This is a genomic window from Micromonospora sp. KC606 (assembly GCF_004348675.1).
GTDB lineage: Bacteria > Actinomycetota > Actinomycetes > Mycobacteriales > Micromonosporaceae > Micromonospora.
Genome location: NZ_SMKN01000045.1, coordinates 14637 through 29857, shown reverse-complemented (window position 1 = coordinate 29857; position 15221 = coordinate 14637). Strand labels below are relative to the sequence as shown.

17 protein-coding genes and 1 pseudogene are annotated in these 15221 nt (G+C 73.1%); 8 read left to right on the top strand and 10 right to left on the bottom strand.

What is annotated here, in order from left to right; all coding sequences use genetic code 11:
• Window positions 1-78: 78 nt before the first annotated feature.
• Both E1193_RS33745 and E1193_RS12495 read right to left on the bottom strand, forming a co-directional pair.
• Complete coding sequence (locus E1193_RS33745) at window positions 79-204, bottom strand: hypothetical protein (RefSeq protein WP_279433328.1); 126 nt, start codon at window positions 202-204, stop codon at window positions 79-81.
• Window positions 205-279: 75 nt separating this feature from the next.
• Window positions 280-1869: an MDR family MFS transporter gene (locus E1193_RS12495; protein WP_132183347.1), complete on the bottom strand. Its 1590-nt coding sequence runs from the start codon at window positions 1867-1869 to the stop codon at window positions 280-282.
• Window positions 1870-1982: 113 nt separating this feature from the next.
• Between E1193_RS12495 and E1193_RS12490 the strand changes: the two genes are divergently transcribed.
• On the top strand, window positions 1983-2705 hold the full coding sequence (locus E1193_RS12490; protein ID WP_132183346.1) for a TetR/AcrR family transcriptional regulator: 723 nt from the start codon (window positions 1983-1985) through the stop codon (window positions 2703-2705).
• Between the two features lie 56 nt (window positions 2706-2761).
• Here the strand turns inward: E1193_RS12490 and E1193_RS12485 are convergent, their stop codons facing one another.
• Together E1193_RS12485 and E1193_RS12480 are read right to left on the bottom strand one after the other, a co-directional pair.
• A complete protein-coding gene (locus E1193_RS12485; protein ID WP_132183345.1) occupies window positions 2762-3268 on the bottom strand; it encodes an N-acetyltransferase in 507 nt (168 codons plus the stop codon).
• A complete protein-coding gene (locus tag E1193_RS12480; RefSeq protein ID WP_088992101.1) occupies window positions 3265-3480 on the bottom strand; it encodes a biotin/lipoyl-binding carrier protein in 216 nt (71 codons plus the stop codon). Before E1193_RS12480 ends, E1193_RS12485 begins: the two co-directional genes overlap by 4 nt.
• A gap of 375 nt (window positions 3481-3855) precedes the next feature.
• Between E1193_RS12480 and E1193_RS33740 the strand changes: the two genes are divergently transcribed.
• A complete protein-coding gene (locus E1193_RS33740; RefSeq protein WP_256370680.1) occupies window positions 3856-3990 on the top strand; it encodes a hypothetical protein in 135 nt (44 codons plus the stop codon).
• A gap of 85 nt (window positions 3991-4075) precedes the next feature.
• Here E1193_RS33740 and rsrA read toward each other — a convergent pair whose 3' ends face one another.
• The 5 genes from rsrA to E1193_RS12455 form a co-directional block, all read right to left on the bottom strand.
• Window positions 4076-4363: a mycothiol system anti-sigma-R factor gene (gene rsrA / locus E1193_RS12475; protein ID WP_132183344.1), complete on the bottom strand. Its 288-nt coding sequence runs from the start codon at window positions 4361-4363 to the stop codon at window positions 4076-4078.
• Window position 4364: 1 nt separating this feature from the next.
• Complete coding sequence (locus E1193_RS12470) at window positions 4365-5180, bottom strand: sigma-70 family RNA polymerase sigma factor (protein WP_132183343.1); 816 nt, start codon at window positions 5178-5180, stop codon at window positions 4365-4367.
• A gap of 298 nt (window positions 5181-5478) precedes the next feature.
• Window positions 5479-6093: an alpha/beta family hydrolase gene (locus tag E1193_RS12465; RefSeq protein ID WP_132183342.1), complete on the bottom strand. Its 615-nt coding sequence runs from the start codon at window positions 6091-6093 to the stop codon at window positions 5479-5481.
• A 41-nt stretch (window positions 6094-6134) separates the two neighbouring features.
• Window positions 6135-6527, bottom strand: a complete 393-nt coding sequence (locus tag E1193_RS12460) for a WhiB family transcriptional regulator (protein WP_132183341.1) — start codon at window positions 6525-6527, stop codon at window positions 6135-6137.
• A 202-nt stretch (window positions 6528-6729) separates the two neighbouring features.
• Complete coding sequence (locus E1193_RS12455) at window positions 6730-7428, bottom strand: SOS response-associated peptidase (RefSeq protein WP_132183340.1); 699 nt, start codon at window positions 7426-7428, stop codon at window positions 6730-6732.
• Window positions 7429-7531: 103 nt separating this feature from the next.
• On the opposite strand from E1193_RS12455, the gene aroA reads away from it, so the two are divergent.
• From aroA to E1193_RS12435, 4 genes and pseudogenes are all read left to right on the top strand, one after another.
• Window positions 7532-8833 carry a 3-phosphoshikimate 1-carboxyvinyltransferase gene (gene aroA / locus E1193_RS12450; protein ID WP_132183339.1) on the top strand — a complete coding sequence of 434 codons (1302 nt, stop codon included), beginning with the start codon at window positions 7532-7534 and terminating at the stop codon, window positions 8831-8833.
• Between the two features lie 211 nt (window positions 8834-9044).
• On the top strand, window positions 9045-9935 hold the full coding sequence (gene rsgA, locus E1193_RS12445; protein WP_132183350.1) for a ribosome small subunit-dependent GTPase A: 891 nt from the start codon (window positions 9045-9047) through the stop codon (window positions 9933-9935).
• A gap of 91 nt (window positions 9936-10026) precedes the next feature.
• Window positions 10027-10845: a histidinol-phosphatase gene (gene hisN / locus E1193_RS12440; RefSeq protein WP_132183338.1), complete on the top strand. Its 819-nt coding sequence runs from the start codon at window positions 10027-10029 to the stop codon at window positions 10843-10845.
• A 60-nt stretch (window positions 10846-10905) separates the two neighbouring features.
• A pseudogene (locus tag E1193_RS12435) lies at window positions 10906-11846 on the top strand (hypothetical protein).
• Here the strand turns inward: E1193_RS12435 and E1193_RS12430 are convergent.
• Entirely contained in the window at window positions 11804-13003 is a 1200-nt protein-coding gene (locus E1193_RS12430; protein ID WP_132183336.1) for a glycosyltransferase, read from the bottom strand. The pseudogene E1193_RS12435 and the gene E1193_RS12430 sit on opposite strands and share 43 nt — an antisense overlap.
• A gap of 397 nt (window positions 13004-13400) precedes the next feature.
• On the opposite strand from E1193_RS12430, the gene E1193_RS12425 reads away from it, so the two are divergent.
• Entirely contained in the window at window positions 13401-14399 is a 999-nt protein-coding gene (locus E1193_RS12425) for an SDR family oxidoreductase (RefSeq protein ID WP_132183335.1), read from the top strand.
• Between the two features lie 56 nt (window positions 14400-14455).
• The gene (locus tag E1193_RS12420; protein WP_132183334.1) at window positions 14456-15190 is read left to right on the top strand and encodes an ATP-binding protein; all 735 of its coding nucleotides are present in this window, start codon (window positions 14456-14458) and stop codon (window positions 15188-15190) included.
• Window positions 15191-15221: the final 31 nt, after the last annotated feature.

The window sequence follows — 15221 nt, the reverse complement described above, 5'->3', positions numbered from 1 at the left end:
CGGCAAGATCATCACAGTCTGCGTCGAATGGCGGTGTCAGCTTCGCCCGATACCGCCACTTGCGGCACACAAAGTCGATCAAGTCGCGGCGACCACCCGGAGCACGCGGAGCAGGGTGATCACCCGGAGCACGCGGAGCAGGGTGATCACCCGGAGCACGCGGAGCAGGGTGATCACCCGGAGCACGCGGAGCAGGGTGATCACGCGGAGCACGGTGATCACTCGGCGGCCAGTGGCTTCCGCCGTACCCGGGAAGGCGACGGCCCACGACGGAGCGGGTCAGGCGGTCCGGGCCTTGCCGAGCGCGACCTCGGCCCGATCCTCGGGCGTGGCGTCGGCCGGCGGGGCGTCGTTGGTCGACCGCAGCGGGACCTCCCGGATGAACCAGGCCAGCACCGGGACCACGACGATGAAGAACACCGCCCAGACGAAAACGTGCGAGATGGCGTCGGAGAGGCCACCCAGCACCGCGGAGCGCAGCTGCGCCGGCAACTCGCGGAGCATCTCCAGGTTCACGCTCCGGCCCTCGCCGCTGCCGCCACCACCGAAGGCGGCGCCGGCGGGTGAGTCGGCGAGCCGGTGGGCGAAGATCGCGCCGAACAGCGAGACCCCGAACGAGCCGCCTATGGAACGGAAGAAGGTGGCCGCGCCGCTGGCCGCGCCGAGGTCCCGCTGCGCGACGCTGTTCTGCGCGATCAGCATCGTGGTCTGCATGAGGAAGCCCATGCCGACACCGAGCACGACCAGGTACAGCGAGGACTCGGTCTTGCTGGTGTCCGCGTCGAGCCGCGTCAACAGGGCCATGCCGACGGTCATCACCACCCCACCGACGATCGGGTACACCCGGTAGCGGCCGGTCCTCGTGATGGCCCGGCCAACGACCAGCGACACCACCAGCATGCCGAACATCAGCGGCAACAGCAGCAGGCCGCTGTTGGTGGCCGAGGCGCTCTGCACGGTCTGCTGGTAGAGCGGCAGGAAGTTCATCACGCCGAACATCCCGAAACCGAGCAGGAAACCGATCACCGAGATCAGTGCGAAGTTGCGGGTGGCGAAGAGGCCGAGCGGCAGGATCGGTTCGGGGGCACGCCGCTCGACGAGGCCGAAGGCGCAGAGCGTCACCACGGCCAACACGACCAGGCCGATGACCTGCGGCGAGGCCCACGGGTACTGGGTGCCACCCCACGTGGTGACCAGCACCATCGCGGTGATGCCGACAGAGAGCAGCGCCGCGCCCAGCCAGTCGATCCTGTGCTCCGTGCGGTACCTCGGCAGGTGCATGGTGGTGGCGAGGACGAGCAGCGCGACACCGCCGAGCGGCAGGTTCACGTAGAACGCCCAGCGCCAGGAGAGATTGTCGGTGATGAAGCCGCCCACGAGTGGCCCCGCCACCATGGCGATGGCCATGATGCCGGCGATCATGCCCTGGTAGCGACCCCGCTCCCGGGGCGGCACCAGGTCTCCGATGCTCGCCATGACACCGACCATCAGACCACCGGCGCCGAGGCCCTGGATCGCGCGGAACGCGATCAGCTGGACCATGCCGTTGTCGACGCCGCCGAGCAGCTCGGAACCGGACATCCCGCAGAGCGCCGAGCCGGTCAGGAAGACGACCACCGAGGTCAGGAAGACGCCCTTGCGCCCGTACAGGTCGCCGAGCTTTCCCCAGATCGGGGTGGAGACCGTCGTGCCGAGGATGTACGCGGTCACGATCCAGGTGAAGTGGTTGGCACCGCCGAACTCGAGCGCGATCCGCGGCAGCGCGGTACTGACGATCATGTTGTCGAGCATCGCGAGCATCATCGCGATCATCAGCCCGACCAGCACGAGCCGGACGTTGGGCCGCACCGCCGCCTCTTCCTGACTCATCGGTAAGCTCCCCCCACGAGTTCGATCCGCTTACTTGCCGACCGGCCAGCAAGCTTACTAGCCGTACGGTAAGTTGGGATGGAGCAACGGGTCAAGCAGGCCAGGAGGTCCAGGTGAGGGAAAGCACAGGCGGCACGCGCGAGCGCATCCAGGCCGTCGCCCTGGAACTCTTCACCGAGCAGGGGTACGAGAAGACGTCGCTGCGGGAGATCGCCGAGCGGCTCGGGGTGACCAAGGCGGCGCTCTACTACCACTTCAGGAGCAAGGACGAGATCGTCAACAGTTTCGTCGAGGACCGGCTACGCCGGATGGACGAGCTGATCGCCTGGGCGGAGCAGCAGCCGGCCGGCGGGGCCACCCGACGCGCGCTGCTCGCCCGCTACACCAACGACCTGTTCGCCAACGAACAGTCCTCGGTGATGCGCTTCTTCGAGCAGAACCAGACGGTGCTGAAGAGCCTCGCCGCCGGGCAGCAGATGCGGGAACGCATCCTGCGGGTCGCCGACGCGCTGGCCCGAGGCGACGACGACCCCGCCTCCCACCTGCGCGCCACCCTGTCCCTCTTCGCGGTGCACAGCAGCTGGTTCGCGGTACGCGCGCCGAACCTCACCGACGACGAACGCCGACGGATCGCGCTGGACGTCGCCAACGAGCTGCTGGCGAAGATTGCCGAGCCCGACACCGGCGAACGGTCCCTGGAGTGGGTTGCCGACGTGGTCACCGACGAACTGCTGCCGAAGATCACCGAGCCCGACACCGGCGACGCCGGGGCCGACGGAGGCGACGAGGGCCGCACCGACGGAGGCGACGTCGACACCGCAGCCGCCGGGCGCTGATCAGGAGCCGGCCGTCGCGCACCCCACCCGGCCGGAGCCCCGCGCCGGGGCGGCCCTCAGCCCGACAACGCCAGACGCAGACCGAGCAGCTCCACACCCGGCGCCGGGGACCAGTCCCGCTCCGGCGCCCGCTCGAAACCGAGCCGCTCGTACAGCCGCCGGGCGGCCTCCGCCATACCGCCGCGCACACAGATCACCACCGCGGTGCAGCCGAGCGCCACGGCCCGGTCGACGCACGCCCGCACCAGGGCCTCCCCGGCGCCCCGGCCCTGGGCGACAGGGTCCACGGCCAACATCCGGAACTCGGCCTCGCCGAAGCCGCAGAGCTCCGCGAACGGGCTGCCGGGCAGTACGAAGGTCACCGAGCCGAGCACCGCCCCGGTCGCCCCGTCCACCGCGACCAACACCGCGCCCGCGCCTGCCCGGGTGTCCACGTCGGCGAGCACGGCGGCGTACCCGTGCTCGCCTTTGAGCTGGCCGTCCGCCTCGTACGCGGCGACGGTCAGCCGGGCGACCGCGGCGTGATCGGCCGGGGTCGCCGGGCGGACCGTCGGGCCGGTCAATCGATCACGGCGATCAGGTCGCCGTCCTGCACCACGTCGCCCTCGTTGACGGCGAGCTGCCGGACCACGCCGTCGGACTCGGCGACGACCGGGATCTCCATCTTCATCGACTCGAGGATCACCAGCGTGTCCCCCTCGGACACGGTGTCGCCGGCCGACGCGACGACCTTCCAGACGTTGGCCACCATCTCGGCGCGGATCTCCTCGGCCATCTCCCGGCCCTCCCTCTCGCGGTTACCTGCCGACGTATCCAACCATGCGGAGACGCCGCGCGGGCGGGGAGCGCCAGTCGTGCCGCCGCGGGTGTGGGCGCGGGTGCGACGGTCCGGCGATGGAGAGCGAGTGCGCACCCCGGCAGCTGTCCCGCCGGCGGGCCGCGCGTCGCCGTGACGACGGCCGGCGACCTCCGACCCGCCGGCCGGACCCAACCTTCCGCCGAACTACCAGGTTTCCGCCGAGGGTCGGTCGGACGGCGCCCGCACCGGCGGACGATCGCGGGCCGGGCGGACACCGGCCGCCCCGGCGGACGGTGTCGGGGTCCGGCCGCACTAGCATCAGCGTGTCGGACCCGAGCGCCGAAAGGACCGGTGCGTGCACCGGCGCCGGGGTCGCCGCGGCAGGGATCCGACCATCACGAGGAGGTCAACATGGCGAAGAAGGCCCGCAAGAAGAAGGCCCGCAAGAAGAGCGGCGCCAACCACGGCAAGCGCCCCAACTCCTGACCTCGCCCGGCGGGATGCCCGTCGTCGAGGATCGGAGAGCACGGTGGCCCGGGTCGAGTCGACCCGGGCCACCGTCGTCCGTACGTCAGTCGGCGAGTTCGCGTGACTCGCTGGCTTCGAAGACCACCAGTTCGGTGAGGCGTATCCGCAGCCGCTCGCGCAGCTGGTCTGGGGCGGTCTCGTTGCCGCAGCAGCGGGCCACGAGCGCCTTCACCTCCTGCTCGATGCCGTACTCGCGCAGGCAGGGCCCGCACTCGTCCAGGTGGTGCCGGATCAGTTCGCGCCGTTCCTCCGCGCACTCCAGGTCGAGGTAGAGGTAGACCTCCGCCAGGACGTCCCGGCAGTCCGTTCCGTGCGGCTTTCCACAGCTCACGTCACACCTCCCGACCGGCGGCGGTCGAACCCTTCGAGGACTGCGCGGCGCTGAACCCCCGCTCCGCCGCATAGCCCTCCAGCAGCTTGCGCAGATTACGTCGACCGCGGTGAAGCCGCGACATCACCGTGCCGATCGGCGTGCCCATGATGTCGGCGACTTCCTTGTAGGAGAAACCCTCGACGTCCGTCAGGTAGACCGCCAGCCGGAACTCCTCCGGCAACTGCTGGAGAGCCTCCTTGACGTCGCTGTCCGGCAGCCGGTCCAACGCTTCGGTCTCGGCGGAGCGCAGACCGCTGGAGGTGTGCGACTCGGCCTCGGCGAGCTGCCAGTCGGTGATCTCGTCGGTGGGCGCCTGAATGGGCTGGCGCTGCCGCTTCCGGTAGGAGTTGATGTAGGTGTTGGTCAGGATCCGGTACAGCCAGGCCTTCAGGTTCGTGCCCTGCTCGAACTGGTGGAAGGCGGCATACGCCTTCAGGTACGTCTCCTGGACCAGGTCCTCGGCATCCGCCGGGTTGCGGGTCATCCGCAGCCCGGCAGCGTAGAGCTGATCGACGAAAGGCATCGCGTCCCGCTCGAAGCGGGCCCTGCGCTCGTCCGTCTTCTCTGTGGTCAACCGCACATCCCCTCGCGTCGGATGCTTTCCCGCCGAGGATACGCGTCCCGCCCTGCCCGTAAGTCCCGTTCCGCCGGGTGTGCCCGTGCTCACCGCGGCCGGGCCGTCCACCGCCGCAGGCCACTCCGGGGCCGCCAGCAACTGCCTGAGCTGCCGCGCCTCCCGTTCGTCCCGTTCCCGGCTCCGTGTCTCGGTCGGCACCGGTCACCCCCTCACCAGACGTCTGTCTCCGGTGGGGTAACACCCGGTCCGGGCCCCGGCATTCCGCCGGATGTCCCCCGTTCCTGGTCCCGGCCTCGGCGTGACCGAAGCTGGGCGCCTCGACGGGGGCCGACGCTGGGACCAGGAAGGGCCTGGGAGGGACGGCGCCGTCGCCCGGAGCAGACGCCGACACCATCCGATGCAACGACCACCCACCGCACCCGGACACGGCCCCGCTCCGGCCACCGACGCCACCTCCGGGCACGGCCCGGACCGCGCGGCGCGGGCCGGCGGAGGGTCAGCGGACGGTCCAGCCCTGCCCCCGCAACCAACCGCGCACCACGTCGGCGCTGCCGGCCGGGTCCTGGCGCAGGTCGTGCCGCTCCCCGGGCCGGACCACCACCTCGACCGCACCGCCCGCAGCCGGCACCCCGAACGGGTCCCGGTCACCGTTGACCACCAGCGTGGGCAGCCCGGTTCGCAGTTCCCCGGCGCGCGACCGCTCCGGCTTGCCGGGCGGGTGCAGCGGGAAGGCGAGCGCCACCACTCCGGCGGCGCCGACGGCGGCGGCGGTACGGCAGGCAACCCGCGCGCCGCTGGACCGCCCGCCCACGATCACGGGTACGCCGGCGTGCCGCGCCCGCAGCACGGACAGCACGGCGATCCACGCCTCGTCGAGGTGCCCCGCCGGAGCCGGCGCGCGCCGCCCGGCCACCCGGTACGGCTGGGTCACCCGGGCCACCACCATCCCGACGCCGAGCACGGCGTCGCGGACCGCCACCAGGTCCGGGGCGTCGACGTCACCGCCCGCGCCATGACCGAGCACGAGCAGGGCGACGGGTGGACCGGCCGGCAGGTCGGTCTCGACCCGGGCGGGCCCGCGTGGAGTGTCAACGTCGTCGTGGTCCGGCACCGGACCATTGTCCGACCCGTCGGGACCGGACGGGCCGCCGGTCAGCTCAGCGGCACGAGGGTGAGCAGGCGGTCGCGCACCGGTGGGCCGGCGTCGTCGGCCGCGTCCGGATCCGGCTGGACCTCGGTCCGCCAGGCGATCAGCATGGCGCGGCGCTCACGTGGGGTGGTGCCACCCCAGACGCCGTGGCAGTCGCCGACCTCCAGGGCCCAGGCCAGACAGGACCCCTGGACGTCGCAGCTGCGACAGAGCGCGACGGCGGCGTCGGCCGGCTCGTTGGGCGCCGGAAAGAAGGTTTCCGGATCCACGCTCTGGCAGGTTCCCCTGGTCCGCCAGGCTTCGTCCTGTCGCCGCTCCCGCAAGGCGCGCAAAAGTCGCGGATCGCGTCGCGCGGCGGCCACTTCGTGCGGTCGGGGCATACGCGCCCGGGTCATCACACCCACCTCCCCCGTGGGACCGACAAGATCGACGGGCGTCATTCGCACCGCGCGAAAACGCTCCCAGTGCCGGCGCTCGGTTCTATCGCACCGATGGAGGTGGAGACAAGAGTCTGCGAGCAAACATGCCTGAAGATCCGAGCGACGTTTCGCCCGGAACTCTGGCAATTGGTACGCGACAATGTCGAGTGAACGACATTCAGAGCAGCGTCGTTTCCTCCCCGGTACGCTCGTACGGCAACGGCACCCGTTGGATCAACTCGGGCCCGTCGTTACGGACGTTCCCCACCGCCGGCCCCACCGGGCGGATCTCCAGCCCGGCGAGCCACCCTGGCGAGGGCGGGACGAGCAGCGCGGCCGGGTCGTCTGCCGGGCCCAGCCAGTCGTCCCACCGCTCCCGGGGCAGCAGCAGCGGCATCCGGTCGTGCACCTCGGCCAACTCCCCGACGGCGGCGGTGGTCAGCACGCTGAACGTGAGCAGTGACTCCCACTGCGACCAGATGCCGGCAAAGGCCAGCACCGAGCCGTCCCGGGGGGTCATGTAGTAGGGCTGCTTGCCGCCGTCGGGACGGCGGACCCACTCGTACCAGCCGTCGGCCGGCACGAGGCAGCGCCGGCGGGCGAACGGCTTGGCGTACGCCCGGCTGGTCGCGACGGTCTCGGAGCGTGCGTTGATCATCCGGGCGGCGCCGGCCGCCGAGCGGGACCAGTGTGGCACCAGCCCCCACCGCCCCACCGACAGCAACCGCCCGGCCTCGGCGTCCAGCCGGACCAGCGGCACCGGGTCGGTCGGGGCGACGTTGTGGTCCGGCCCGAGCCGGCCGTCGGTTTCGTCGTACGACTCGAACAGCGCACTCAGGTCGCCGGCGCTCCGGGTCGTCGCGTACCTCCCGCACATGACACCCACGCTAACGCCCCGCGCCCGGGTCGGCTGTCCCGCCAACCGGGAGTCGGGCCGCCGTGCGGGTTCCGCGAGCCGGCGGACTTGGCACAATGTCACTGTGGGGAATCTGACCGCGACCCGGCCGCCGCAGCCGTGGACCGCTCCGACCGCCAGCGATCCGGTGGCAGCGACGCTGCGCCTGCCCGGCTCCAAGTCGATGACCGCCCGGGCCCTGGTGCTCAGCGCGCTGGCCGGCGGCCCGTCGACCCTGCACGCTCCGCTGCGCGCGCGGGACACCGAGCTGATGGCCGGTGGGTTGCGGGCGATGGGCGCGCACGTGTCGGTCTCCGACGACGACCGCTGGCTGGTCCGGCCGCATCCGCTGGTCGGCCCGGCCCACGTCGACGTCGGGCTGGCCGGCACGGTGATGCGCTTCGTGCCGCCGGTCGCCGGGCTGGCTGAGGGGCGGGTCACCTTCGACGGCGATCCGCAGGTCCGGGTCCGCCCGCTCGGCCCGCTGATCGGCGCGCTGCGTTCCCTCGGTGTCCGCATCGACGCTCCCGCCACCGGCAGCCTGCCGTTGGTGGTGCAGGGCACCGGCCGGGTCACCGGGGGTGAGGTGGTGATCGACGCCTCGGCCTCCAGCCAGCTCGTCTCCGGGCTGCTGCTCGCCGGGGCCCGGTTCGACCGGGGTGTGGTGGTCCGGCACGTCGGCCCGCCGGTTCCCTCCGCGCCGCACCTGCGGATGACCGTGCGGATGCTCCGGGCCGCCGGGGCGGCGGTCGACGACGCCATGCCGGACGTCTGGACGGTCGAGCCCGGTCCGCTGGCGGGGCGCGGCTGGGAGATCGAGCCGGACCTTTCCGGTGCCGTGCCGTTCTTCGCCGCCGCGCTGGTCACCGGCGGCGAGGTGACGTTGCAGGGCTGGCCCCACAGCAGCGCCCAGCCGGTCGAGCAGCTGCGCTCGCTGCTGCAACGGATGGGCGGCGAGGTCACCCTGACCACCGCCGGGTTGACGGTGCGGGGCACCGGCACGGTGCACGGGCTGCAGGCCGACCTCTCCGACGTCAGCGAGCTGACCCCGGCGCTGACCGCGCTGGCCATGTTGGCCGACGCCCCCTCCCGGCTGACCGGGATAGCGCACATCCGGGGCCACGAGACCGACCGGATCGCGGCGCTGGCCCGCGAGTTCACCGCACTCGGCGCGGACATCACCGAGAGCGACGACGGACTGGAGATCCGGCCCCGCCCGCTGCGTGGCGGAGTCTTCCGCACCTACGCCGACCACCGGATGGCGCACGCCGCCGCGGTGGCCGGCCTGGCCGTCCCGGGCATCGAGGTGGACGATGTGGCCTGCACCTCGAAGACCATGCCCGAGTTCCCGGCGCTATGGTCGGCGATGGTGACCGGCAAGAGCTGACGCGGACAAGGGGGCGGTTCTGGCAGGCAGACGGCGGGAGTACGACGAGGAAGACGTCCGGGTCCGGCCCGGGAAGTCCTCGCGTCCCCGGACCCGGACCCGGCCGCAACACGCCGACGCGGTCGAGGGCTTCGTGATCGCCGTCGACCGGGGCCGCTACACCTGCGTGCTCTCCTCCGCCGCCGATCCCGACGCCCCCACCGTCACCGCGATGCGCGCCCGCGAACTGGGGCGCAAGTCGGTGGTGGTGGGCGACCGGGTGAGCCTGGTGGGCGACACGTCCGGCGCGGCCGGCGCGCTGGCCCGGATCGTCCGGATCGCCGAGCGGCGCTCGGTGCTGCGGCGGACGGCCGACGACGACGAGACGACCGCCGAGGGGCGGCTGGAACGGGTCGTGGTCGCCAACGCCGACCAGCTGGTGATCGTCAACGCGCTCGCCGACCCGCCGCCGCGAACCGGTTTCATCGACCGCTGCCTGGTGGCCGCGTACGACGCGGGCATCGAGCCGTTGCTCTGCCTGACCAAGGCCGACCTGGCCGGCCCGGAGCAGGTTCTCGGCTACTACGCCGAGTTGGAACTGCCGTACGTGCTGATCCGGCCGGACTCCGACCTCGACGCGTTGCGGGCCCTGCTCGCCGGCCGGGTGTCGGTGCTGGTGGGGCACTCCGGGGTGGGCAAGTCGACGCTGGTCAACCGGCTGGTGCCGGACGCCTCCCGGGCGGTGGGCACGGTCAGCGCGATCGGCCGGGGCCGGCACACCTCCACCAGCGCGGTGGCGTTGCGGCTGCCCGCCGTCGGCGCAGACGGCGACCCGGGCTGGATCGTCGACACCCCGGGGGTGCGCAGCTTCGGGCTCGCCCACGTCTCCGCGGAGAGTCTGCTGCACGGCTTCTCGGATCTGGTCGAGGCGACGGTGGACTGCCCGCCGAACTGCCCGCACACGGCCGAGGCGGCCGACTGCGCGTTGGACGCCTGGGTGGCTGCCGGCAGGGCCGATCCGCGCCGGCTGGCGTCGTACCGCCGGTTGCTGGCCTCCCGCTCGGGGGAGGGCGACCCGCGGGAGCCGGAGCGCAACCCAGGCGACCCGCTCGCCGGGTCGTGACCGAATCCACGCGACCCGCCCGGCGCAGCGGATCCGAATCCACGCGACCCGCCCGGCGAGGCAGGTCCAGGCCGCCGCTACCGTTGCCGGCATGACCGGGTACGCCGACGACATCGCCCTCGCCCACCGGCTCGCCGACGCCGCCGACGCCATCTCGATGGCCCGGTTCCGCGCGCAGGACCTGCGGGTGGAGGCGAAGCCGGACCTCACGCCCGTCTCCGACGCGGACACCGCCGTGGAGCGGGAGATCCGGGCCCTGCTGGCCGGCGAGCGTCCCGGCGACGGTCTGCTCGGCGAGGAGTACGGCGAGCAGCCCGCCACCGGTCCGGCGGGCCGGCGCTGGGTCGTCGACCCGATCGACGGGACCAAGAACTTCGTCCGTGGCGTGCCGGTCTGGGCCACGCTGGTCGCGCTGCTGGAGGACGACCGCCCGGTGGTCGGCCTGGTCTCCGCCCCGGCGCTGGGCCGCCGCTGGTGGGGCGCGCTCGGCGCGGGCGCGTACGCGGGACCGGACGCCGCCTCCGGCGAGCCGATCCGGGTGTCGGCGGTGCGGGACCTGGCCGACGCGAGCTTCTGCTACTCGTCGTTGACCGGTTGGGAGCAGGCGGGCCGGCTGGAGGCGGTGCTCCAGATCATGCGGGACACCTGGCGCAGCCGGGCGTACGGCGACTTCTACGGGTACATGCTGCTCGCCGAGGGCGCACTGGACGTGATGGTCGAGCCCGAGTTGTCGCTGTGGGACGTCGCCGCCCTGGTGCCGGTGGTCACCGAGGCCGGGGGTACGTTCACCGACCTGGCGGGACGTCCCGCCCCGGGCGGAGTGACGTCCGTGGAGACCAGTGCGGTTGCCACGAACGGTCTGTTGCACGCGAAGGTCCTCGGCCGTCTGGGACAGCCGACCGCACGCTGATCCGACGGCACCCTCTATCCTCGCCAGGTGGTGTCCTCCGGCTGGTGCTTTCTCGCGGCGATGATCGTCGCGTACGGCTTCGCCAACATGTTGCAGTCGGTCGCCGCCGCCCGAACGACCGTGCACCACACCTTCGACCCGGGCCTGCTGCTGCGGCTGGCCAGCCACCGCACCTACGTGGTGGGGTTGGTCTGCCAGGTGGCCGGGTTCGTGCTGGCCTTCCTGGCCCGGCGGGACCTGCCGCTGTTCCTGGTGCAGGCGAGCGTCGCCGCCGGTCTCGGGGTGACCGCCGTGCTCGGCGTGGTGGTGCTGAAGTGGCGCCTGCCGACCGCCGAGATCATCCTGCTGATGCTCCTGTTCGGCGGGATCACCGCGCTGGTGCTCTCCGCCCAGCCGGCCCCGTCGAAGGCGCTCGGCACCGCCGGCCTGATCGGCCTGGCGGTCGCCCTCGGCGGCATCGGCGTGCTCGGCTTCTTCGCGGTACGCCTGCACGGCTCACCCGGGTCGGTGGCGCTCGGCTCGCTGGCCGGGTTGGCCTTCTCCGCGGCGGCGATCGCCGCCCGGCCGCTGGCCTCGGCGCCGTCGGTCGAGGCGTTCGCCCGGGATCCGCTGCTCTACCTGCTGATCGCGCACTCCGTGGTGGGGCAACTGCTGCTCGGCCTGGCCATGCAGCGCGGCTCCACCACGGCCGCGGTCGCCGCGATGGACGCCGCCGGCGCGGTGCCCGCCGCGATCGTCGGTCTGCTGCTGCTCAACGACAAGATCTGGCCGGGGCGGGAGTGGCTGGCCGCGATCGGTTTCCTGGTCACCCTGGCCGCCGTGATCGGGTTGACCCGGTACGCCGAGCCGCAGCACCATCACGCGGTCGCCGGGGAACGGGAGCGGGCGGTGGTCGGCGCTGCCCGGGGCCGGGCGGTGCCACCCAGCCGGTGAGCACCGGCCCGTCAGGGGCCGCCGGTCACGCCTCGACCGGCTTGCGTTTCCCGACCACCCGTTCGTAGAGGCGTTCCAGCGCGCCGGCGGTGCGTTCCCAGGTGTAGCTGCACCGGACCCGATCCACGGCGGCGTGTCCGTACGCGAACCGTCCGGCGTTGTCGGCGAGGAGCCGGCGCAGCGTGACGCCGAGGGTGCGGACGTCGCCCGGCGGCACCAGCCGACCGGTGACCTCGTCCACGACGGCGTCGGCGATGCCGCCCATCGCGTAGCCGACCACCGGCACGCCGCAGGCCATCGCCTCCAGCGACACCCGGCCGGCGCTGGCGTAGTGCGGGGTGCAGGCCACCACGTCGGCGGAGCGGTACCAGGTGGCCATCTGGTCGTGCGGCACCGCGCCCACCAGCTTCACCTGGTCGGCCACCCCGGTGCGTTCGGCCAGCTCACGCAGCCGGCGGGCCTCGGCGTGGGTGGCGAGCTGCTCGGGCGGCGGCCCGCCGGCGATGACCAGTTCGGCATCGCCGACCAGCCGCAGCGCCCGGATCACGTCCTCCTGGCCGTGGCCGGTCGACAGGCCGCCCACGGAGAGGATGCGGGGCCGCTGGTCGCGTGGGGCGGCTTCCCCGTCGGGATGGAACTGCACGGCGTCCACCCCGGTCGGCACCATCGCCACCGAGGTGCGCTGCAGGCCCATCCGGGTCAGTTCGTCGACCTCGTCGTTGCTCTGGGCGATGGCGATGTCGACCGCACGGGTGAGCGCCCGCTCCAGCGGAATCCGTTCCCCGGGGCCGTCGTAGCGCTGGCCGAGGTGGCGCAGCTGCTCGACGCCGAGGGAATGAAAGGTCTGCACGACCGGGATGTCCGTCTCGCGGACCGCCTGGGCGGCGGCCAACCCACCGACCCAGTAGTGCCCGTGCACCACCTCGGGCGTCCAGTCCCCGGCCCACCGCCCGGCCAGCCAGCGCCCGAACTCCGCCATGTGCCCGACGAGCTCGGCGCTGGGGGTGGGGCGAGGCGGTCCCACGGGCACCCGTTCGACGCGGTAGCCGTCGACCTCGGCGCTCTGCGGCAGGGCCGGGTCGTCGCGGCGCTCGTAGATCCGCACGTCGTGGCCGCGACCGGCCAGCTCGGCGGCGACCCGGGCGATGTGCTCGTGGGTGCCGACGACAGGGCCGTCCGCATGCCGGGCGAGGCCGGCGTGCGCGCAGACGAGGCCGACGCGCATGGTGCACCTCCATGCGATCTGCGAGGGATGATCCTCCGGTCAGAGGGTCCCATTAACCGAGCGCTGACGAGCCGAAACCTGGCAGATCGGGACCAGTCAGCGTGAGTGGTGCGAGCCGGTCCGGCCGATGGTGGGCGGAATCGTGACGCCCTTGGCGGGTAAGGTCGACCGGGCCGATCGGCCGTCCCGGCGGTTCTGATCCGATACCGACAGGCCGACGAGGACGGCCCACGGCGTGCTCCGGCTGGCCCGGCCCCGCGCGCCATCGCCACCCGCGCCATCCCGCCAAACGGGCCAACCCGCCGCGTCCCGGCACGCGGGGTCGATCACCGGCCCGACGGTGGATCGCGGGGCCTCGGCGGGCATGACCCGGCCTGGTCGTGGGTACCGACCAGGCATGCCGCTGACCTGCCCGCTCGCCGACGCAACCGTGGTGATCACCGGTGCCTCCAGCGGAATAGGCACCGCGACGGCGTACGGCCTGGCCCGCCGGTGCGCCGCCGTCGTCCTCGCCGCCCGCAGTGGGCCCGCCCTGTCCGCCGTCGCCCACCGCTGCCGGGAACTGGGCGGCCGCGCGCTGGCCGTGCCGACGGACGTCACGGACCCGGTGGCCGTCGAGGAACTGGCCGCTCGGGCGGTGGCCGAGTTCGGCCGGATCGACGCCTGGGTGAACAACGCGGCGGTCAGCGCGGTCGGCCTCTTCGACGAGATTCCGGTGGCGGAGTTCCACCGGGTGGTCGAGGTCAACCTGCTCGGCACGGCGTACGGCATGCGGGCGGCGTTGCCGTGGCTGAGCGCGTCCGGCGGCGGCGTGCTGGTCAACAACGCGTCGGTGCTGGCCGAGGTGGCGATGCCGTACCAGTCGGCGTACAACGCCACCAAGCACGGCATCCGCGGGCTCGCCGACACCGTCCGGCAGGAGCTGCGGGTGACCGGCCGGGGGGCCATCTCGGTCTGCACCGTGCTGCCGGCCACCATCGACACCCCGTTCTTCCGGCACGCCGGCAACCACACCGGACGGGAACTGGTCCCGCCGCCGCCGATCTACCCGCCGGAGTTGGTGGCCGAGACGATCGTCCGGCTGCTGCGCCGGCCCCGTCGCGAGGCGTACGCCGGTGGCGCGGCGCGGCTGATGGGCCTGCAGTGGCGGCTCGCGCCGGCACTGGCCGAAGGGGTGCTGGGCTGGTACGTCCATCGCACCCAGTTCGGGCCCGCGCGGGCGGCGCAGAGCAGCGGGAACGTCTTCCGCCCAGACGCGGAGGCGGTCCGTGAGGGCGGCTGGCACGGCCGGCGCCGGCAGCTGGCCCGGATGGCGGCGGCGTTCGGGCTGGCAGCCGCGGGCACCACGGTCGGGGCGGTGGCGGCGATGACCCGACGCACACGGCCCGGCCGGTGAACCGGCCGGAGCGGCCGGGTGCACGGCCGGTCGCCGAGGTGCACAATGGGACGATCATGCCGACGGACGCGCGATGCCTGGTCGAGGTGGACGGGTCGTCCGCCGTCGTGCGACTGAGCGGCCTGCTGGAGCCGGTCGCCGCCGACCGGGTTCGGGCCGCCCTGCTGGCCCGGCTCAGCGACCGGCCCGGCCCGATCGTGGTGGACGTCGCCGGGCTCCGCTCGACCGACGCGACGGCCGCCCGAATGCTCGCCGAGGTGCGGCGTACCGTCGTCGACTGGCCCGCCGCCGACCTGCTGGTCCTGGACCCGGCCGGGACGGTCGCCGGGCCGCCGGTCGCCGGGCTGACCGTTTACGCCACCCTGGACGAGGCCACCGCCGCGCTGGCCCGCAGCCCGCTGGCCGCCCTGCTCGCCCTTGACCTGGCACCCGAGATGGGGGCGGCGCGCCGGGCCCGGGAGCTGGTGGCCGACGGCTGCGCCCGCTGGGGCATGCCGGAGCTGGCCGAGCCGGCGTGTATCGCGGTCACCGAGATGGTCAACAACGTGGTGGCGCACGCCCGGACGCCGATGACCGTCCGGCTGGCCCCACGCGACAGTTCCCTGCACGTCGCGGTCCGCGACCACTCCCGGCAGCAGCCGACGTACGCCGGGAGGGCTCCGCTGACCTCGACCGGGGGTCGTGGCCTGCTGCTCATCGACACGGTGGCCCGGCGCTGGGGCAGCACCCGGGTGCCGACCGGCAAGGTGGTGTGGTGCGTGCTGCACGCCGAGGACGAAATCGCACACTAGGGCTGATTTTCCCCTTTCATCCCGATCTCAG

Bases quoted from the DNA above. Each gene is read 5' to 3' on its own strand.
- E1193_RS12495 (WP_132183347.1), bottom strand. From the start codon at position 1,869: ATGAGTCAGGAAGAGGCGGCGGTGCGGCCCAACGTCCGGCTCGTGCTG.
- E1193_RS12460 (WP_132183341.1), bottom strand. From the start codon at position 6,527: ATGACCCGGGCGCGTATGCCCCGACCGCACGAAGTGGCCGCCGCGCGA.
- rsgA (WP_132183350.1), top strand. From the start codon at position 9,045: ATGCGCGCCCGCGAACTGGGGCGCAAGTCGGTGGTGGTGGGCGACCGG.
- hisN (WP_132183338.1), top strand. From the start codon at position 10,027: ATGACCGGGTACGCCGACGACATCGCCCTCGCCCACCGGCTCGCCGAC.
- E1193_RS12425 (WP_132183335.1), top strand. From the start codon at position 13,401: ATGCCGCTGACCTGCCCGCTCGCCGACGCAACCGTGGTGATCACCGGT.
- E1193_RS12455 (WP_132183340.1), bottom strand. From the start codon at position 7,428: ATGTGCGGGAGGTACGCGACGACCCGGAGCGCCGGCGACCTGAGTGCG.
- E1193_RS12430 (WP_132183336.1), bottom strand. From the start codon at position 13,003: ATGCGCGTCGGCCTCGTCTGCGCGCACGCCGGCCTCGCCCGGCATGCG.
- E1193_RS12480 (WP_088992101.1), bottom strand. From the start codon at position 3,480: ATGGCCGAGGAGATCCGCGCCGAGATGGTGGCCAACGTCTGGAAGGTC.
- E1193_RS12420 (WP_132183334.1), top strand. From the start codon at position 14,456: ATGCCGACGGACGCGCGATGCCTGGTCGAGGTGGACGGGTCGTCCGCC.